Origin of the sequence: Yersinia sp. IP36721, from assembly GCF_003634395.1 — a bacterium.
GTDB classification, from domain to species: Bacteria; Pseudomonadota; Gammaproteobacteria; order Enterobacterales; family Enterobacteriaceae; genus Yersinia; species Yersinia entomophaga.
Genome location: NZ_QCZL01000001.1, coordinates 17589 through 38373 on the forward strand (window position 1 = coordinate 17589; position 20785 = coordinate 38373).

The window sequence follows — 20785 nt, forward strand, 5'->3', positions numbered from 1 at the left end:
ATGTCGGATAAGAAAACCAAGAAGTCAGGCGCTTACGGCGTACATTCAGAGGTTGGTACTTTACGCAAAGTTCTGGTTTGCGCGCCGGGTAAAGCCCATAACCGTCTGACACCAAGTAACTGTGACGAATTATTATTTGATGATGTTTTGTGGGTAGAAAGAGCCAAGCGCGACCATTTCGATTTCATGACCAAAATGCGTGAAAGAGGCGTGGACGTAGTAGAAATGCACAATCTCCTGACTGAGACCCTGCATAATCCGGTGGCAAAAAAATGGATTTTGGATCAGCAAATTGTACCTAATGAAGTTTCGTTAGGCATTTTGCATGAAACCCGCAGTTTCCTCGAAGGTTTGGATCCGCGAACGCTGGCTGAGTTTCTGATTGGCGGTTTATCTACGCGTGAATTACACGAAGTGGGTAAGTGCGACAAAGAAGAATTGAAGCTGATTCGTGAAGCCGTCGGTATTACCGAGTATTTACTGCCGCCGTTGCCAAACACTTTATACACCCGCGATACCACCTGTTGGATATACGGCGGCGTGACGTTAAATCCGCTGTACTGGCCTGCTCGCCATGAAGAAACCATCCTGACTACGGCGATTTATAAATTCCATCCTGATTTCGCCAATGCCGATATCAATGTATGGTGGGGGGATCCGACTCAGCACCACGGTTCAGCCACGCTGGAAGGCGGCGATGTGATGCCGATTGGGAATAAAACCGTCCTGATTGGTATGAGCGAGCGAACTTCCCATCAGGCGATTACGCAACTGGCAGCTTCACTGTTTTCCAATAAGAAATCTGGGGTTGAGCGCGTGATGATTGCGGCGATGCCGAAGCTGCGCGCTGCCATGCATCTGGATACGGTTTTCACCTTCTGCGATCGCGATGTGGTGACGCTTTACCCGGCGATTGTTAATCAGATCCAGACTTTCTCACTACGTCCGGATGTTGGCCCGACTGGCATGAAGCTGAGCCGAGATAAAGGCACCTTTGTTGACGCGGTAGCCGGTGCGCTCAATCTGAAAAAACTACGAGTTGTGGAAACTGAGGGCAACGATTACGACACTGAGCGCCAGCAGTGGGACAGCGGCAATAATATGGTCGCCATCTCTCCGGGCGTGGTCATGGCGTATGATCGCAATACCAAAACCAACACTCAGCTGCGTAAAGAAGGGGTGGAAGTGATTGAAATTGTGGGCAGTGAATTAGGCCGTGGTCGCGGGGGCGGTCACTGTATGACTTGCCCGCTTATCCGCGATGCCGTTGATTTTTAATTGCTGATAACCGCCAGCTGCGGAACGGTTCTCGCCAGCTGGCGACAGTGCTCTTAAAAAATAGTCGAGAGTGGACAGTGTTATCACGCTGGTTTGCTGTCGGCTATCTGTATTTAAAATCGCCGAGTGTTTTGGGCGACGTAATAGATTTTTAGAAAAGGACGGCACTGTGAAATACGTTTATACGGTACTTTTTCTGTTAATTGTCACATTAACCACTCTTTTTGCCTTTCAGAACAGCGGCGCCGTTCAGGTATCGCTACTCTTTAATGAGATAACCTTGCCCTTGTCCGTGCTGATCGTCCTGATTTACTTTTTGGGCATGTTGACTGGCGGAGTTCTGCTAACGCTGATGAATAAGCTGATTCGCAAAGTGATAAAAAAAACCGATAACAAAACCGATAGCAAGAACGCAGTCAATGGGCGCTGAGATAAGGGATAAACAGAATGTAAATCTGATGATGTTAGGCCGTTTGTTTCTGTCGTTGCGAAGCTATCTGCGGCTAATCCTAACCACAATGTCATCATATTTTCACTTTTTAACCCGATTTTTGCTGGTGCGTTTCAACCGCTGTTGCGCAATTGCAACCCCAATATTTGATTGAACGAGATCTTTATAGTGAAGACAAAAATTGTAGTGACTCTGTTGGCAACGCTGTTATTGGCTGGCTGCGATAAACCTGCGCCTGAAGTGATGGAAAGCGTGCGCCCGGTAAAAATATTTACGGTTGAAGACAGCGGCCAGAACGGCGTGCGTTATTTCCCGGCGCGATTGCAGGCTGGGGATGAAACGCAACTGTCATTTAAACGTGCGGGACAGCTTCAGCAATTACTGGTGCGAGAAGGTGAACAGGTTAAGAAAGGGCAGAATATTGCGATGTTGAATAACACCGATCTGACCTTGAGAGTACGGGATCGCCAATCGGCGTTTAATCTGGCTCGCGATCAGTTCAATCGTTTTAATACCTTGCAAGGGCGCAATGCCATTTCTCGCGCTGAGCTGGATATTCGCCGAGCCGAGCTGGAATCCGCTCAGGCAGCGCTGGATATCGCTCGCAAAGAGCTGAGTGATGCCACCATCAGCGCGCCTTTTGACGGTGTGATTGCTAACGTTAGCGCGCGTAATCATCAGGTCATGGCCCCGGGGCAGGTGGTTGCGACCTTGAGCGCACTGGATACGCTGGACGTGGTATTTAGCGTGCCGGAACGTTTATTTACCGCATTGGATATTGGTAACAAGGATTATCACCCTACGGTGCGTTTAAACCATTTACCGGATCGGGAATTCCTGGCCGAATATAAAGAGCACACTACCTCCACCAGCGCTGGCTCCATGACTTTCCAGGTGACGCTGACCATGAAACGTCCGCCGGACTTACCGCTGTTGTCTGGCATCAGCGGTAGCGTTCGTATCAATACGCATAAATTAACTGGTTCGACGAACGCATCGATTATTGTGCCGGTAGAAGCGGTATTTAATCCCGATAGCACCCAGCTCAATGATGCGCGAGTTTGGGTAGTTAAAGAGGATAAAGGCCAGCTCCACGTTGAAGAACGGGAAGTGCAGGTCGGGCAGCTGATGGCCAACGGTATCCGGATTACTTCGGGTTTGAACGACGGTGAGCAGATTGTTGCCGCCGGTACCAGCGAGCTTCGTCCACAGCAGTTGGTGCGGGCGTGGGTCCGTGAGCGGGGTCTGTAATGAAGCTAACGGACAATTTCATCAACAATAACACGCGAATCTGGCTAACGATTCTGTTGCTAGGAATTGGCGGACTTATTGCCTATCTGAATATCGGCCGTTTGGAAGATCCGGCTTTTACCATTAAAACCGCGGTGGTAGTCACTCGCTACGAAGGAGCCTCGGCGCAGCAGGTGGAAGAGGAGGTGACGCTGCCGCTGGAGAATGCCATCCAGGAGCTGTCTTACGTCGATAACGTCAGGTCAATCTCCAGCGCCGGTTTATCGCAAATTACCGTCAACGTAGGTTCCCAATACGGGCCGAACGAACTGCCGCAAATCTGGGATGAGTTACGCCGAAAAATCAGTGATAACAGCGCCCGTTTGCCTCCTGGGGCCGGTACGCCGCTGGTTAATGACGATTTTGGCGATGTATATGGTTTCTTCTTCTCGCTATCGGGAGAGGGCTACACCAATCAGGATTTACGTAATTTTGGCGAGCAATTACGCCGCGAGTTGGTACTGGTTAACGGCGTTGGGAAAGTCGCTATTGCCGGCATTTTACCGGAAGAAATTCAGATTGATATTTCGCGGGCGCAGATGACCGCCGCCGGTATTACTCCGCAGCATTTATCGGATTTGCTGAGTCGCCAGAACGTGGTTTCCAACTCCGGGCAACTGTTGGTTGGCAGCGAATCGATCCGCCTGCATCCAACCGGTGAATTTAATAGCGTGCAGGAATTGGGAAACTTATTGGTCAGCCAGCCGGGCAGCCCGAAAAGCGTCTATTTGCGTGATATTGCCACCGTGACTCAGGGAGTGACTCATTCGCCTACAAATATTTATCGTGCGAATGGTCAGCCTGCATTGGGGGTGGGGATTTCTTTTGCGCCTAACGTCAACGTCGTCACGGTGGGGAATGCCGTTAAATTGCGGTTAGCGCAGCTAGAGCCTGAACGGCCATCCGGCATGCACATCAGTATTTTTTACGATCAGTCTCATGAAGTGGAAGGCGCGGTAAACGGCTTTATCCTCAACTTCCTGCTGGCGTTACTGATCGTGGTCGTTACCTTATTAATCTTTATGGGCGCGCGCAGCGGCATTGTTATCGCGCTCTCTCTGGCACTGAACGTGCTGGGGACATTATTGATTATGTGGTTGTTTAATATTGAATTGCAGCGTATCTCCCTTGGTGCATTAATTATCGCCCTCAGTATGTTGGTGGATAATGCCATCGTGGTGGTGGAGGGAGTGCTGGTTGGGCGCCAGCGGGGAGATAATATTTTCACCGCGATCAGTAAAGTGGTGAAGCGCTCGATGTTCCCGTTGCTGGGCGCCACGATCATCGCGATTCTGGCCTTTGCACCTATTGGTTTATCAAATGATTCCACCGGCGAATATTGCCGCTCGCTGTTTGAAGTATTACTGATTTCGTTAATGCTGAGTTGGTTCACGGCGCTGACCTTAACCCCGGTATTCGCCAAATGGGCCTTCCAAAACCAAAAATCGGCTCCGGTTGATGAAGATAAGCCGGTTAAGCAGCCTTATGACGGCTGGTTATTCCGTAACTATCGGGTGGTGTTGAATAAGCTATTGCAGCATCGCAGCATCACGCTGGTGGTACTGACTGCGATGCTGGTGGCGTCTATTTACGGCTTTGGTAGCGTGCGGCAGAGCTTTTTCCCGCCTTCGAATACGCCGATCTTTTTTGTCGACTTATGGCTGCCGTATGGCACGGATATTAGCTATACCGAAAGCATCGCGGCGGAAGTAGAAAAGCATATCAAGGAGCAGGAGGGCGTTACCGATACCGTTGGCACTATTGGTCAGGGCGCGATGCGCTTTATGCTGACCTATAACGGCGAGCGGCAATATGCTAACTATGCGCAAATTATGGTGCGTACCGATCGGTTGAATCGCATTCCCGGATTGATCGAAGAAACCGAACAATTTATGCAGGATGAATACCCGCAGGTGAATGCGCGGTTGAAGCGCATCATGTTCGGGCCATCCAATAACAGCGCGATCGAAGCGCGATTTAACGGGCCAGATCCGGACGTATTGCGATCTCTGGCTACGCAGGCCGAAAAAGTGATTGTGGCCGATCCTCTGGCTGATGGCGCGCGTCATGATTGGCAGGATCGCAGCAAAATGATCCGTCCGCAATTCTCAGACTATCTGGGGCGTGAACTGGGCGTAGATAAGCGTGAAGTGGATAGCACTCTGCGGATGAGCTTTGGCGGCTTGCCGGTCGGGTTGTATCGGGATGGTACGCGGTTGATGCCGATTGTCCTTCGGACACCGGACGCCGAGCGGTTGAACGCAGAAAGGCTCAACGATGTCATGGTATGGAGCCAAGCGCGTCAGGCGTTTATTCCTATCGATAACGTTGTCACCAGCTTTGAAACCGAATGGGAAGATCCACTCATTATGCGTTTGGATCGTAAACGCACGTTAACGGTGCAAACCGATCCAACATCGGAAGGCGGGGAAACTTCCGCCGAGTTGTTACAGCGGATCAGGCCGAATATCGAAGCGATCAAACTGCCGTCGGGCTATGAACTGGAGTGGGGAGGCGATTACGAAAGTACGAAAGAGGCACAGCAGGGGATCTTCACCAGCTTGCCAATCGCCTTCATTATCATGTTTGTCGTTACAGTGCTGATGTTTAGCTCGGTACGTAACGCTTTGGCTATCTGGCTAACGGTGCCTTTAGCTTTGATTGGCGTGACCGTTGGTTTCCTATTAACCGGAATTCCTTTTGGTTTTATGGCGTTACTTGGTCTATTAAGTCTGAGCGGTATGTTGATTCGTAACGGGATCGTATTGGTAGAAGAAATTAGCCTACAGCGACAGGAAAAACCGCTGCGGGATGCCATTATTGATGCCTCGACCGCCCGTTTACGGCCAATTATGCTCACGGCCTTTACCACGGTTCTGGGGCTGGCGCCGCTGCTGAGCGATGCGTTCTTCCAAAGTATGGCGGTGGTGATTATGTTCGGTCTGGGTTTTGCAACGGTACTGACTTTACTGGTATTGCCGGTGATTTACAGCTGTATGAATCCAGAGCCAAAACCGCAGCCGACTACCGAGTAATGTATTTTTTCAGCTAAAAAACCGTCCGATGGACGGTTTTTTTTCGGCTGTGGTCAGAACCTTATTTATAAAAACGCTTTTTTATCGTTCCTCGATTTTCCCATCTGTGCGCCAGCTCTCTTATTAACTGAATTAACAACCCTCTTTGTTTCACAATGAAACTCGAATTTCCATTGGTGGTTTCATAATGGAACGTTTTCCCTGCCGGTTACTCAACGGTTTTTCTCGCTCTATAGTGGTTTTAGCCAAAGTAAAACCGTCTCCCGCCAAAGACCGATGCTGACCCGAGACGCCACCTTCTAAAATACATTTACGCTTCAGGAGCCAGATATGCTTAAAGTCATTCAATCTCCGTCTAAATATATACAAGGCGCTAACGCACTTCAGTCTATTGGTGAGTTCGCTAAGCTATTGGCAAATAACTATTTCGTCATCGCCGATGACTTCGTCATGAAACTCACGTCGGATACCGTTGGCAGCAGCCTGCAGGTCAGCGATGTTAAATATCACTTCAGCCAGTTCCGCGGCGAATGCTCTCGTAAGGAAATTGAACGCCTGACCGTAGAGCTGAAAAAACACGGTTGTAACGGAGTGATCGGTATCGGCGGCGGTAAAACCCTGGATACGGCGAAAGCCATCGCCCACTATCAACATATTCCGGTGGTCGTAGTGCCAACTATTGCCTCAACCGATGCGCCAACCAGCGCCCTGTCGGTGATTTATACCGAAGAAGGGGAGTTTGCTGAATATCTCATTTATCCAAAAAATCCGGATATTGTTCTGATGGACAGCGCGATTATCGCCAAAGCACCGGTGCGTTTATTAGTTGCCGGTATGGGGGATGCGCTTTCTACCTATTTTGAAGCACAAGCCTGTTTTGATGCCAAAGCTATCAGTATGGCGGGCGGAGCCTCAACGCTAGCCGCCGTGACGTTGGCGCGTTTGTGCTACGACACGCTGCTGACGGAAGGTTACAAAGCTAAGCTGGCCGTAGAAGCCGGTGTGGTTACCGAAGCGGTAGAACGCATTATTGAAGCCAACACTTACCTGAGCGGCATTGGTTTTGAAAGCAGCGGTCTGGCGGCGGCGCATGCCATTCATAACGGTTTTACCGTACTGGAAGAGTGCCACCACCTGTATCACGGCGAGAAGGTGGCTTTCGGTACGCTGACACAGTTGGTGCTGCAAAACAGCAGCATGGAGCAAATTGAAACCGTACTCGATTTTTGTCAGCAATTGGGGTTACCCATCACGCTGGGCGAAATGGGCGTTCATCAGGATATCGAAAAGAAAATCCGCGCAGTGGCCGAAGCCAGCTGTGCCGAGGGTGAAACCATCCACAATATGCCGTTTGCCGTTACGCCGGACAGTGTTTACGCGGCGATTTTGGTTGCCGATAGGCTGGGGCGCGCTTTCCTCAACTAAGTTGAATTCATTGTGATAACGAACCGGGCCGCCTGTGGGTCGCTCGGTTCTGCCCCACACGGGTAAACGAGCCTCTTTATGGAGCACAGCATGAAAAAACTGATTAATAGCGTTGAAAGCGTTTTACAGGAACAAATTCAAGGTTTAGTGGAAGCGCATCCGGAACTGACTCTGCATCAGGAACCGCTGTTTATTACTCGCCGAGATGCGCCGGTACAAGGCAAAGTGGCGCTGATGTCCGGTGGCGGCAGCGGTCATGAACCGATGCACTGCGGCTTTATTGGTGCAGGAATGCTGGACGGTGCCTGTCCCGGTGAGATTTTTACTTCGCCAACGCCGGATCAAATGTTCGAGTGCGGTCAGGCTATCGACGGCGGGAAAGGCGTGTTAATGCTGATAAAGAACTACACCGGCGACATTCTTAATTTTGAAACCGCAGCCGAACTGCTGCACAGCGAAGGCACCGCCGTTGCCACGCTGGTGATTGATGACGATGTCGCGGTAAAAGACAGCCTGTACACCGCCGGACGCCGTGGCGTCGCTAATACGGTGCTGATCGAAAAATTATTAGGTGCTGCCGCCGAACGCGGTGATTCACTGGATGAATGCGTGGCGTTAGGACAAAAAATCAATAATCAGGGACATTCCATCGGGATTGCCTTGGGAGCCTGTACGGTGCCTGCGGCGGGTAAACCGTCCTTTATTTTGGCTGAAAATGAAATGGAGTTTGGCGTGGGTATCCACGGCGAGCCGGGCATTGAACGCCGTTCCTTTACCTCCCTGGATAGCACCGTTGACGCAATGTTCCAGACGTTGATCGAACACGGACAGTATCAACGCACGTTGCGCCACTGGGATCGCCAGCTGGGCGATTGGCAGGAAACTCGTCAGAGCAAACAGCCGTTGGCGGCAGGGGATAGAGTCGTGGTGCTGGTGAATAATCTGGGCGCTACGCCGCTGTCTGAGCTGTACGGCGTTTGGCATCGGTTAGCCGCGCGCTGCGCCGAGTTTGGTTTGAAAGTCGAACGTAAACTGATTGGCTCTTACTGTACTTCGCTGGATATGCAGGGTATGTCGATTACGTTGCTAAAAGTGGATGATGAATTACTCACGCTGTGGGACGCACCGGTCAATACTCCTGCGCTGCGTTGGGGTTGTTAAATGTCGGAGGAAAAAATGGGATTAACCAAACAAGATATCGTCAATTGGCTGCAACTATGCGCCGAGGTTTTTACTCAACAACGGGATTTCCTCACTCAGCTAGACACTGAAATTGGCGATGGTGATCACGGGCTGAACATGAATCGCGGTTTTAACAAAGTGGTCGAAAAGCTCCCTTCGGTGGCAGACAAAGATATTGGGTTCATCCTGAAAAACACCGGTATGACGTTGTTATCCAGCGTAGGTGGAGCCAGTGGCCCGCTGTTTGGCACGTTCTTTATCCGAGCGGCGCAGAGTACTAATGCTAAACAAAGCCTCGATCTTTCCGCTCTGTGCCAAATGTTTAAGGACGGCGTTGAGGGCGTAGTGATGCGCGGTAAGGCAGAACCCGGTGATAAAACCATGTGCGATGTCTGGTGGGCTGTTGTGGATCAGTTGGAAAAGGCCAATCAGCAAGGTTTATCAGTGGTGGACGCATTGCAACAAACGGTGGAACGCTCGCAGCAGGCGCTGGCCAGCACCATTACCATGCAGGCGCGTAAAGGCCGTGCCAGTTATCTCGGTGAACGCAGTATTGGCCATCAGGACCCCGGCGCGACTTCGGCCATGCTAATGATGCAGGCGTTATTGCAGGTAACCAGCCGTTAGCCATGCGCGTTCCATGAACTGCTTGCCATAAAGTATCAAAAGTGTGTCCGTCAGGCCGGTGCGATAACCGCAGGGCAGTATCAGATTCCAGGAGGAAAGATGGTCAATATCGTTGTAGTTTCCCATAGTGCGTTACTGGCTCAGGGCGTTGCCGAGCTGGCGCAGCAAATGGCGCAGGGCGGATGTCGGTTGGCTCTGGCCGCAGGGGTGGACGACGTGGATCATCCCATCGGCACTGACGCCATTAAAGTGATGGAAGCCATTGAGTCAGTTTACGATCCCGCCGGGGTATTGGTGTTGATGGATCTTGGTAGCGCCGTGCTGAGCGCTGAAACCGCGTTGGACCTACTCGATCCGGAGATGGCGGCCAATGTGTTGCTGTGCGCGGCTCCTTTGGTAGAAGGCACGCTAGCGGCGGTAGTCGCGGCATCGGCAGGCTCATCATTACAACAGGTTCGTGCCGAAGCTATGGGCGCTCTGGTGGCGAAAAGTGGCCAATTAGGCGAAGAAATCCAGTCGGAAGAATCTGGCTCTGCGACGGGATTCGGCGATGATGCGCAAAGCGTCAGCTGGCGAGTGCAAAATCCCAACGGTTTACACGTTCGCCCAGCGGCAAAGTTGGTGGAGGCTTTGGCACCTTTTGACGCCGAGCTACTGCTGGAAAAGAGCGGTAAATGCGTGAACCCACGTAGCCTGAACCAACTGGCGATTTTGCAAGTACGTAAAGGGGATACCATTCGCCTGCTAGCTCGCGGAGCTCAGGCCGAATTGGCGCTGGCTGCGTTTGAACACTTGGCTCAGCAGCATTTTGGTGAATCAGTCGCGAACGGGGATAACGCGGAACTAGCGGGAATTATGGTGCCAAACGGAGTCGTTCGTGGGCCAATACTCCAGCTTCCTCCTGCGATGACGGCGTTTATTCCCCGCACTATCAGTGCCGAACAAGTAGCGGACGAACAGCAACGTTTACAACGGGCGCTGATCCAAACTGCGACAGATTTGGAATCTCTGGCTGCGCAGGTGGGAGAAACGCTTGGTGAAGAATTTGGGGAAATATTCAGCGCTCATCAGCTCCTAATCAGCGATGAAGAGCTGCAGCAGGCGGTCAATCAGCGGATGGCTCAAGAACGTGTTTGCGCCGAGTCCGCCCTGCAAAGTGAGTTGATGGCAATGGCCGCGGATTATCAGGCGCTGGATGATGAATACCTGCGGGTTCGCGAGCTGGATATTCGCGATATTCTTAATCGGGCGCTGGGACATCTGACCGGTTTGCCGTTGGTTTCGTTGCACATTGGTGGTAGCGCGTTGCTGGTGGCGGATGAGCTAATGCCATCGGCGTTGGCCGGGCTGCGCCGACAGCAAGTAAAAGGTATTTGCCTGAGTCAGGGGAGCACGGTGTCACACAGCGCGATCCTGTCCCGCGCCTTGGGGATTCCAATGGCGGTGGGGATGAGCGGCTGTTTGGATGCCACTCATACAGGCATGATGGCTGAACTGGATACAGCCAGTGGCGTGTTAAAAATCAAGGGGTAAGCTACCGGAGCGAAGGAGACTCGCCATCAAAGTAGCTATATTCCAGCAAAATAATATGTTCTCAGCGATATGAGAAAAGGAGCCAGAATTGGCTCCTTTTCTCTGCTTAACTATCAAGATATTAAACCGTTTCTCCGCCTTTAAACTGTCCGATATCCAGCCGGTGCAGCTTCACTTTACGCCACAGTGTGGTGCGGCCAATGCCCAGCAAGGTTGCCATTTCATTAAGCTGACCCTGACACACCAGCGCGGCGCGAATTATCGCCTGCCGTTCTAGCTCTTGCAGTGATAGCACGGGCTGCGGCTGCGGGGCGTCCGGTTCAAGAAGCAATTTTTCACCCAGCAAATGCTCAGGTAAGTCATTGAGACGAATTCGGTTATTGCGACAGGACATCGCAGCGCGTTCGACAACGCTTTTCAGCTCCTGATCGTTGCCCGGCCACGGATACTGATTGAGCTGGCGATTAACGTCTTCATCGGTCTGATACTGGCAGTGAAAATGCTGCCCTAAATCCCGCAGGGTATGGTGTACCAGCAGTTGAATATCCTGTTGGCGCTGGCGTAACGGCGGGATATGTAGTTCGAAAGACTGAAGGGTATAGAACAACTGGCGGCGAAAACGCCCCTGTTTGACTAGCAGCGGCAAATCCGCGCCAGTGGCGGCAATAATCCGCACATCCACCGGAATCACCCGATTGGAATTGACGCGCATCAGAATGCCGGTTTTAACGATCTGCAGCAGCGCGGACTGCATTTCCGGCGACAGGTATTCCACCTGCTCCAGATATAATGTGCCACCGTTGGCTAACTCGAATTTACTCGGTTGTCCGGCCTCGCCTTCGCTGGCATCGCTGCCGAGGAATTCTCGTGCCATTAAGCTTTGCGGCAATGCCTGACAGTTCAAAGCGATATAAGGGCCATCGGATCGTTCGCTGGCGTTATGAATCGCCTGCCCTAGTCGCTGTTTTCCCACGCCTTCTTCACCGTGTAGCAAGATAGGATGCTGGCCTTTAGCTGCCTGTTTGCCGTAACGAACCAAACGGCGCATTTCCAGAGAGCTAACCGGCATCTCATCGAAGGTATGGCTGGCCCGGCCCAATTGGTTGTGTACCATTTGGCGCAGCAGTTCCTGTGGATGCAACAATGCGATAAAGCCGCAACGATCGCCGTCGGGTATGGGTTTTAGCGTGAGTAACGCCGGAATAAACTGCTGTTGGTTCTCAAACGTCACCTCTACGTGACTGAGAGGACTGCGCTGCTGAATTGCGTGGGTCAGCAGAGCGGGAAGCGTCAGTAACTGGTTGACCGGTTTTCCCAGACTATTGGTTGCATCCAGCCGCAAAATGGCGGCGGCGCGCCGATTGAGATACAGCAGGCAGCCACGCTGATCCCAGGCCATCACGCCGTCCTCCACGCCGTCCAGCAGGGCGTTTAACTCATTCAAATGGCGATTGGTTTCTGCCAGCAAGCTGTCCGCATGCAGGGAATTACCGATTTCCCGCGCGATAGCCAGAGTCAGCGGTAAATCACTGGCGGCTTTTTCCGTTAGCAAACAGCCCAACACGATCACGGCTCGCTGTCGCCCGCTGTTGTCGTATACCGGCGTTGCGCAGAAATGCCACGGATGTAGCGCCAGCTTAAAGTGCTGACTGCCGCTGACCTGCATTGGGTTACCTTCGGCTATTGCTAGCGCCGGAGCGTTAGTACCGATCAAACCTTCGGCCCAGTAGCTACCGGCGGTAAAACCTAATTCACTGAGCTGGCGCAGCGTTTTCGGATGACCGCATTGCCACAGGGTACAGCCGCTTTCATCCAGAATAAGCAGGCTGCACTCGCGGGATTCCATATATTCATACGCATCTTCCAGCGCCGCTTGTCCCAGAACCAACAGATCGTTTTTACGCTGGCATATCGAGCTGAACGTTGCGCCAGCCGCCCGATGCGGAATTCGCCAAGTGGCGGGTTGCATCAGTTTATGACAGCGTTGCCAGGAATCATTCAGTGCGGGCGTAACCGCCGGCGCCTGAGAGTTGTAAGCTGATTCAGTAGGAAGCGGGGCAGACTTTGGGGCCAAAATAGATTTACCTCAACCAGACAGTGATCTCCAAAAACCGAGAATCACTATTAACTCTGATTATTGTCTGAATTGTTGTGAAGCCGCAGGCAAATGCGGCTGTCACTTTATTCGCAGCGAATTGACTGAGGGAATAGTGAGCTTTCAACCTATCAAGCTTTAGAGTCTGGATGACGCCAGTGAATTTGCCCCGGCAGAATCAGCCGCTGCTGTTCTAACGGTTGCTCGGCGATCAGAGCGGTAACCATCTCGAAGCTATGACGCGCTAGCCCTTGGCAGTCCTGAGCGATGGTATCGATTTTTAGCGGCAGGCAGTCAAACAGGTAATGATCGTCAAAGCTGCACAGGTGAATATCGCTATCCATCAATTGATATTGGTTCAGGTAACGCAGCACCCCTTCCAGCAGGCCACAGGCGGCGGTAAATACCGCTTTCGGTGGTCGGCCCAATTGAGCGCAAAGTTGAGCGATCATTTCATAGCCGGAGCTAGGCAGATAATTGCCGTTGAGTATCCATTCCGGGCGACATTCTACGCCAGCGCGCTGTAAACCCTGCTGAAATCCGCTCAGGCGGTCGCGCGTCGGTGAAATTCGCGGCTGGCCGCCGAGGAAATAAAACTCATCCTGATGTTGCTGCGCCACTTTCTCCACCAGCGTGGCGGTAGAGGTAATAGAATCGGTGATTACCAGTGGAAGATCCGATTCGCCGATCAGCCGATCCATTTGTATCACCGGCAGCCGAGTGTTGATCTTTTGGTATTCGCTATCGTTCAGCTGGCTGGAGGCGACGATCAAACCGTCAACCTGACGCTGCACCAGACTGTTCACCGCCATCATTTCCTGGCTAGGATTTTCATCGGTGCAGGCGATAAGCAGTTGTAACCCGGCTTCGCGACACAGCATTTCCAGCTCGCGGGAAATCAGGGCAAAACCATGATTGGTCATTTCAGGCACCACCAGACCCAGCGTATGGCTGCGGGTCGATCGCAAAGAACGAGCGTGGAAACTTGGCTGGTAATTGTGTTCGTTGGCCAGAGCGATAATGCGATCCCGGGTTTCGTCAGAAACACGATATTCCTTACTGCGACCATTCAGAACCAGGCTGGCGGTCGATTTAGACACACCAGCCAGTTTAGCTATATCGTTAATAGTAATACGTTTACTGTTTTTCACTGACTGCATCTGCCACCGGGAAAGATGCCCTTATTCTAACATGGGTGACAGTAACAACCAGTGCCGCAGGTGCAGTTCACCCTTGCCGCTGAAAATTGCCTGTGGTTCAGGCTGAGGGAAATAGCTGGAAGTCATGACGCCTTCACCATTGTTGATAAAGATTTCCACGCTACAGCGGTCGAAAAGCAGCTGTAACTGATGCACAGAACCGCGCCAGTAGCGGAACTCTCGCTCGCCTGTACGCAGATTATTGCGACTAAGAGTCAGGCGCTCGCCGTCCCACTCCAGCGTCATGGTGTCGGCCAGTTGTAGGGTGAACTCGCCGCTGATTTCCAACTGGATTTCCGCATTGTCGATGCGAAACGGTGGTGCGGCATCGGCGCTTCCTTTCCACTGGAAAAGAACGGTGCGTAGTGCGGTTAATTCACGGGCTGGTTGCTGAATAATTTTGCCATTACGCAGCGACAGCTCGCGCGGACTGCTCATCGTGTGAATCCAGCCGTAATTCACCGTTGGCTGATATAACTCATCCTGATTCGGAATGCCCATCCAGCCAAACAGTAAACGGCGGCCATCCGCTGCCAGCGTGGTTTGTGGGGCGTAGAATTCGAATCCGGCGTCCAGCTCGTGGAAAGCACCGTGGTTAAACTGGCCTTGCTGATAATCGAGTTTTCCGCAGACATAACCGGCCTGATAAGTATTGCGATAACGTTCGGCCTCCGCTGCCAGCCCTTGCGGACAGAAGATCAGCACATCTTCGTCGCCAAGCGTAAACAGATCCGGACATTCCCACATATAACCGAAGTCATTCAAACCATTGATACCAGAACCAGCGATTTCACCCAGACTTTGCCATTGATGCAGATCCGGCGAACGGAACAGCAACACTTTGCCTTTCAGCTCAAGATCCTGTGCGCCCAGCACCATGTACCACTGACCGTCGTGCTGCCAAACTTTCGGATCGCGCACATGGCCGGTATAGCCAGCAGGTAGGCTCAGTACTGGCCCCAGCTTATCGAATTCTCCGCGCGCATTCTCTCGCGCCAGACATTGAAATGCGGTGCGGCTACCATCTGGATATTTCACATTACCGGTATACATCAGGTGAATGCGTTCGTCGTGGATCACCGCAGAGCCAGAGTAACAGCCGTGGCTTTCATATTCTTCGCTCGGTGCCAGCGCCAGAGGCTGATGTTCCCAGTGAATCAAATCCGCACTGCGCCAGTGTCCCCAATATTTACTGCCGTGGGCGCAGGCCAGCGGATTCCATTGATAAAATAAATGATAGTAGCCAGCGTGATAGATAAAACCGTTAGGATCGTTCAGCAGCCCGATGCACGGAGCCAAATGCCAGCCGGGCCGATGTGGATCCCGCGCGGCCCGAACCTGACCGGACATCACCGCCAACGTGAGTTGTTTGAGTAAACTGGCTTCTTGCATTATTCACTGTCCGTTTTGTATTTCAGCAGCAGCGAGATGATAAAGGCCGAGCTGAAAGCGATAACCAAACCAATCAGATAGCTGACAATGGCACTGCTTTGAACGATAGCCAAACCGGGAATGCCGGTTAAACCAACGGCGGTCATACCGACGTGATTGGCAACCACCCAAGCACCGCCCAGAGCGCCGCCGGCTAGTGCGGCCAGAAACGGCTTCACAAAGCGCAGGTTAATACCAAAGATTGCCGCTTCGGTAATACCTAGCATGGCAGAGAAGGCCGACGGCACTGCGATAGCCTTGATTTTGACATCTTTGGTTTTGAAGTACACCGCCAGACAGGCACCGCCCTGAGCAACGTTAGCCATCGACCAAATCGGCAGCAGAAAGTTAACGCCAATGTTTGGGTTACCCAGTAATCCGGCCTCAATCGCGTGGAAACTATGATGGATACCGGTAATCACTATCACCGAATACAGGCCGCCGAACAGCAATCCGGCAAACCAGCCTGCGTGGGTGATCAAAGTGCTGAGGATCATTGAAATACCGTCGCCGAGTACCCGACCTGCCGGGCCGATGAACAGCAGTGCGATAAAACCGGAAATCACCACGGTGAGGAAGGGCGTCAGGATCAAATCCAGCGCGTTAGGCACCACTTTTCGCAGCCGTTTTTCCACCATGCTCATAAACCAGACCGCCAGTAACACCGGAAACACGGTGCCCTGATAGCCGATCATGGCGATTTCTAATCCGAAAAAATTCATGGTGTGGAAGCCGCCCGCAACGCCCCAGGCGTTGGTCAGTGCCGGATGAGTGAGAATCCCGCCCAACGTGGCACCCAAATAAGGGTTTCCGCCGAACTCTTTCGCGGCGGTAAAGCCAATCAGAATCGGCAAAATGATGAAGGCGGCGGAGCTGAACATATCCAGCATGATAAAGATGGCGTTGTCGGCGTCGGCCCAGCCATAGGTTTTCACCATCCCCAACAGACCCATTAATAGGCCAGAGGCGACGATAGCCGGAATAATTGGCACAAAAATATTCGACAGTAAACGAGCGACCCGTTGGAACGGATTGAGTTTTTTTGCGGCCAGATCGGCTGCTTCAGATTTACTGGATTCGTTTACGCCGGTTTGTCGGATAAATTCCGCGTGAACCTTATTGACCAAACCGGTGCCGAAAATAACCTGAATTTGACCGGCGTTACTGAAGCAACCTTTTACGCCATCCAGTTTTTCGATGGCGGATTTTTGTACCAGATTATCATCTGCCAATACCAGCCGCAGACGGGTGGCACAGTGGGCGGCACTGACGATATTTTCCTTGCCTCCCAGCAGCGGGAGCAGAGCCGAAACGGTCTCAGTCATGTTCATTTTTTTCCCTCATTCTATCCAGCAAAGCCGCGTTCAGATTCGCATAGCGGCCTTTCTCGTAGCGATACATTGTTATTTATATACAGGGTGACTTTATGGTATGTCCGCCGTCATTGCGGTTCGACGGCCAGTTATTATCAGAACCAGGTTTCCATTTGCACACCAAAGTTCCATTGGCCACCGGCGGTAAAATCATTTTTACCGAAAGCATCCTGCTGAGAGTAGTTATCCAGATCTTTGCTCCAGTCCATATAGGTAGCGAAAACGCGCAGTTCCGGACGACTGAAGAAATTCCCAATATCACCGGCTTTAAAGGTTGGTGCGAAGGTCAATTTATAGAAACCGCCGCTGACATCTTTATAGTTGTTGTAGCCCCGTGGGTCTAAATTCATATATTGGTAGGTGCCTTCGTAGGCCAGCGCAAAGTTTTCGGTAATTTCCTGAATAAAGCGGGCGTTGAATGTCACCCATTTATAGCTGTCACCTTGAACATAACGATCTTCACTCTGCTGAGCCATAATCGCCGGTGCCAGACTCCAGTTCTTGCTGAGCGGCGTGGTGCCGTAGGTGGCGATACGCCAGGTATCGGCGCTTTCGTTGAGATTGCCGTCGGAGCCAAGGCCTTTTACTTCGGCACCTAAGCCGTGGCCGTAAAGCACCGCGATTTTAGCTGTTCCTTCGCGCAGGCCGTAGAAGCTGTCGCCGTGGTAGGCCAGCATAGCGTGGAAGCCTTTCTCCGCTGCGTTATCGCTGGCGACAATGCCGTTGATTTTCCGCTGATCGTTATCCTTGGCACGCAGGCCACTTAGCATGAACTGGAATGGGCCAGCGAAGTTATTGGCAGTGAAAATGTAGTTCTGGATGTCATCATCGATGCCTTCAATGGCACCGAAATTACGACCGTAAAGTGAAAAGTTGCTTTTCAGATCTTCATTCCATTTCACATCGTAAATACCGCCGCCGGTGCCGCCGAGGAATACCACATCGCTATCCAACCAGTGAATATCAAAGTTATCCCGATCGAAACGTTTACCGGCCCACAGAGTACTGTCCTTGAATATGCCTGTGAAAGTCGGCAGAGAGCCTAATTCCACGAAAGCCTGACGCACATTGAGTTTGCTGTTATTGCCGGTCCAATCGTTATAGTCGCGCTGACCGTCTGCCAGCATCGCTTTAAAGCGAGTCGTTGCGCCGTTTGACAGAGTCTGTTTTTTCTCCAGACTCAGCTCAACGTAAGTATCGGGTTCGTTGCCCAAACGCCCAATATTGCCGCCGGTACTGCCTGCTGGCGTAACGTCCGGGCCGCCTTGGGTACGGGCACCATTACTATTCATCAGCAGCCCGGAACGGGCATAGCCGTGGAACTCAAAGCCACTTTCTGCTGGCGTTTTGCTTTCCAGCTTCTCAGTGCGCTTAGCCACTTCTACTGTTTTTTCTTCCGCCTGCGCGGTGCGTGCTTCTAATTTTTTCGCCTGTTTTTCTGCAATTTCTGCTCGTGCTTCAGCCTGTTGCGCCCGGCGCTCTGCCTGGTGTAAGCGTTGTTCCAACGCATTTAAGCGCGCTTCAATGTCACTGGTGGAAGCTGCCGTAACGCTGGTGGCCGAGCATGAGAGAATAAGTCCAATAGTTACAGCGAGATAGCTAGGTTTTATCATCATTTTTATATCACTCGATATGTGATTCGTTGTTATTTGCTAAACAGCTAAACCGGTTTTTCATGGCTAACATAATGGAGTTAACCCTGAGTTAGCAAAACATTTTGCTAACCCGTTTCAGCCATTGTGATCCAGCTTACAAATCGATCGTTTCAAACGGAGCTGGCCGGGTTTTTAGCCATAAAAAAGCGCGCCGGGATCGGCGCGCTGGAGAAGTCACTCAATGAGAGGGGGGTTAAAGCGAGGTCATTACCTGAATACCGCAGACTCCTGTGGTGCTGAATGTTCGGTTTCATCGGCGGCGACCCATTTATAAATATCACCGCGCTTTTTGCTGGCATATTTGATTTTTACCCAAGTTTTATCGGTGTTTTCCAGAACGGTTAAATCCACGATCGCGACTTGATCGCCTTTCACCAGATACATCGCTGATTTCTGAGCTTTGTTCGGTGCATTATACAGACGTAACTTTTCATTTTTCACTGTATAAACATAGGGTTCACCTTCAATCCCAATAGCCTGTTGGCTGATTTTCTTACCTTGAGGATCGTAGTATCGTTCGAAAAAAGCGAAGGTTGAAATGTCGTGATCGGGAGCAACGCCCATGTTTAATTCCATATCCGAGGCCAGATAAAGCTTCCCTTGATCATCGTATTTAAATTTGTCGCTATACCAGACTGGGCCGCCACGGCAGGATGAAATGATGGTTTTGTTTTTCTCATCCAGCGTCACATCGGAAAACTGGCCGCAGGCGCCAGGATTATTCGGTTTTAGTGCTTTAAATTGGCCTGCTTCAGGCTGCCAGAGGTAGATGAAAGTCTCAAAATTCACCATGCCGACCGGCACATCGATGGCGATATCGTTATAACCATCGAAGTTGAAATCAGTGAAACTGGCTCCCGGATTTTTACCATCATCAATAAATTCAAAACCGCCCAGTTCCTGAGTTTTTCCGGAGGGTAACAGCACCTCGAAACGCCCGCCGTCGCTATTTGATCCTTCAAACTGCTCAATAGTTAATTGCCCTTTATGGTCTTTATCAATAACAAAAGGTGTTGGTGTAGCAAAAGCTGCCACGGGTAAGACGCTGAGCAGCAAGACCGCAGACAAAGATTTCACGTTGAGTTCCTTTCAGAAAAGAAAATAGCGGGCAGGTAGGTTCAGACAGGAAATATATAGTGGGGTTGGAGGAAAGGCAAATAAGCGGTTACTGCCGAATAACTACGATAAAACAGAGAGATCCGGCAGGTATCAGCGGGCTAAACCGGGGTTTTTAAAAAATGAGCCAGTTGGCTGGAGCTTGGCAACGCGGTCATCGCGCCTTTGGCCGTGGTCGCCAGTGCGCCGCAGGCTTGAGCCTGAGCGATTGCAGCGGGAAGATCTGTGCCTTTGGCCCAGTCTTGCTGGTCAGCCAGGGCGGCCAGCAGCCCGGCGACGAAGGCATCTCCTGCGCCAGTAGTATCTACCGGAGTGACTTTGCGGCTCGGATATTGCTGCAAATCCGTGCGATTATGCAGCCATACGCCATCAGCCCCCAGCGTAACCAACAGCAGTTTGCACGGGAAGTGTGCCATTATTTGCTCTATAGCTAGGGTGGTTTCATCGGTTCCGCTGATAAATGCCAGTTCTTCCAGCGACAGTTTGACTACGTCCGCCAATTGTAGCGCCTGATGCAGGCACGGCAGCAATTCCTCCGGATTTTGCCAAATATCTTCCCGAATATTAGGATCGAAGCTGACCCAACCGCCGGCGGCTTTGATATGCTTCATCGCTTCAAATGCGGTGCTTCGACTGGGTTCACGGCTGAGCGCAATGGAGCAAACGTGAAGCCACTGATGGGCTTCAAATTCCGGTAAATCATCGGGTTGTAGGAATAAATCGGCGCTTGGATTGACCATAAAAGTAAAGGATCGCTCGCCGTTTCGATCTAAATCCACCACCACGGTTGAGGTGTGATAGTGAGGATCTTGCGTCATGTAGCGGGTATCGACATTTTCCTGCTGCAATATCTGCTGCATAAAGCGGCCAAAGCTATCGTTGCCCACTCGGCCAATAAAGGCGCTTTTACCGCCTAAACGGGCAATTCCCACGGCGACGTTTGCCGGTGCTCCGCCGGGACATTTAAGGTAACTATTTGAATTATCAGGCACCAGATCAACCACGGCATCGCCTAAAACCCACACTGAATTCTTCATGATGATCCTCAAATTTATCCGATCCTATTGGTGGCTAAAATTAGAAGAATCGGTTTAG

General features: G+C 51.6%; 15 protein-coding genes. 8 read left to right on the forward strand and 7 right to left on the reverse strand.

All coding sequences use genetic code 11. From position 1 onward, the window contains the following. The 8 genes from arcA (at position 1) to dhaM (ending at position 10821) form a co-directional block, all read left to right on the forward strand. Positions 1–1278: an arginine deiminase gene (gene arcA, locus DBA33_RS00065; RefSeq protein WP_120805165.1), complete on the forward strand. Its 1278-nt coding sequence runs from the start codon at positions 1–3 to the stop codon at positions 1276–1278. A gap of 169 nt (positions 1279–1447) precedes the next feature. Then, positions 1448–1708, forward strand: coding sequence for a LapA family protein (locus DBA33_RS00070; RefSeq protein ID WP_064516242.1), 261 nt, complete (start codon positions 1448–1450; stop codon positions 1706–1708). Between the two features lie 189 nt (positions 1709–1897). Then, positions 1898–2980, forward strand: coding sequence for an efflux RND transporter periplasmic adaptor subunit (locus tag DBA33_RS00075; RefSeq protein ID WP_064516244.1), 1083 nt, complete (start codon positions 1898–1900; stop codon positions 2978–2980). Further along, the gene (locus DBA33_RS00080) at positions 2980–6054 is read left to right on the forward strand and encodes an efflux RND transporter permease subunit (RefSeq protein ID WP_064516247.1); all 3075 of its coding nucleotides are present in this window, start codon (positions 2980–2982) and stop codon (positions 6052–6054) included. Before DBA33_RS00075 ends, DBA33_RS00080 begins: the two co-directional genes overlap by 1 nt. Positions 6055–6384: 330 nt before the next feature. Then, a complete protein-coding gene (locus DBA33_RS00085; RefSeq protein WP_064516249.1) occupies positions 6385–7479 on the forward strand; it encodes a glycerol dehydrogenase in 1095 nt (364 codons plus the stop codon). Between the two features lie 90 nt (positions 7480–7569). Next, positions 7570–8640, forward strand: coding sequence for a dihydroxyacetone kinase subunit DhaK (gene dhaK / locus DBA33_RS00090; RefSeq protein ID WP_064516251.1), 1071 nt, complete (start codon positions 7570–7572; stop codon positions 8638–8640). 15 nt (positions 8641–8655) lie between these two features. Further along, complete coding sequence (gene dhaL / locus DBA33_RS00095) at positions 8656–9288, forward strand: dihydroxyacetone kinase subunit DhaL (protein WP_064518428.1); 633 nt, start codon at positions 8656–8658, stop codon at positions 9286–9288. Between the two features lie 99 nt (positions 9289–9387). Further along, positions 9388–10821 (forward strand): dihydroxyacetone kinase phosphoryl donor subunit DhaM, encoded by a 1434-nt coding sequence (gene dhaM, locus DBA33_RS00100; RefSeq protein WP_120805167.1) that lies wholly within the window; start codon positions 9388–9390, stop codon positions 10819–10821. 121 nt (positions 10822–10942) lie between these two features. On the opposite strand, the gene dhaR is transcribed toward dhaM, so the two are convergent. From dhaR to DBA33_RS00135, 7 genes are all read right to left on the reverse strand, one after another. Further along, entirely contained in the window at positions 10943–12895 is a 1953-nt protein-coding gene (gene dhaR, locus DBA33_RS00105) for a dihydroxyacetone kinase operon transcriptional regulator DhaR (protein ID WP_064516255.1), read from the reverse strand. Positions 12896–13047: 152 nt separating this feature from the next. Continuing rightward, on the reverse strand, positions 13048–14076 hold the full coding sequence (locus tag DBA33_RS00110) for a LacI family DNA-binding transcriptional regulator (RefSeq protein WP_064516257.1): 1029 nt from the start codon (positions 14074–14076) through the stop codon (positions 13048–13050). A 21-nt stretch (positions 14077–14097) separates the two neighbouring features. Beyond that, a complete protein-coding gene (locus tag DBA33_RS00115; RefSeq protein ID WP_064516259.1) occupies positions 14098–15507 on the reverse strand; it encodes a sucrose-6-phosphate hydrolase in 1410 nt (469 codons plus the stop codon). After that, positions 15507–16877, reverse strand: a complete 1371-nt coding sequence (locus DBA33_RS00120; protein WP_120805169.1) for a sucrose-specific PTS transporter subunit IIBC — start codon at positions 16875–16877, stop codon at positions 15507–15509. Before DBA33_RS00120 ends, DBA33_RS00115 begins: the two co-directional genes overlap by 1 nt. Before the next feature lie 137 nt (positions 16878–17014). Continuing rightward, entirely contained in the window at positions 17015–18535 is a 1521-nt protein-coding gene (locus tag DBA33_RS00125; RefSeq protein ID WP_084414336.1) for a carbohydrate porin, read from the reverse strand. Positions 18536–18781: 246 nt separating this feature from the next. Next, positions 18782–19651, reverse strand: a complete 870-nt coding sequence (locus DBA33_RS00130; RefSeq protein WP_064516263.1) for an SH3 domain-containing protein — start codon at positions 19649–19651, stop codon at positions 18782–18784. Between the two features lie 140 nt (positions 19652–19791). Beyond that, on the reverse strand, positions 19792–20727 hold the full coding sequence (locus DBA33_RS00135) for an aminoimidazole riboside kinase (RefSeq protein WP_120805171.1): 936 nt from the start codon (positions 20725–20727) through the stop codon (positions 19792–19794). Positions 20728–20785: the final 58 nt, after the last annotated feature.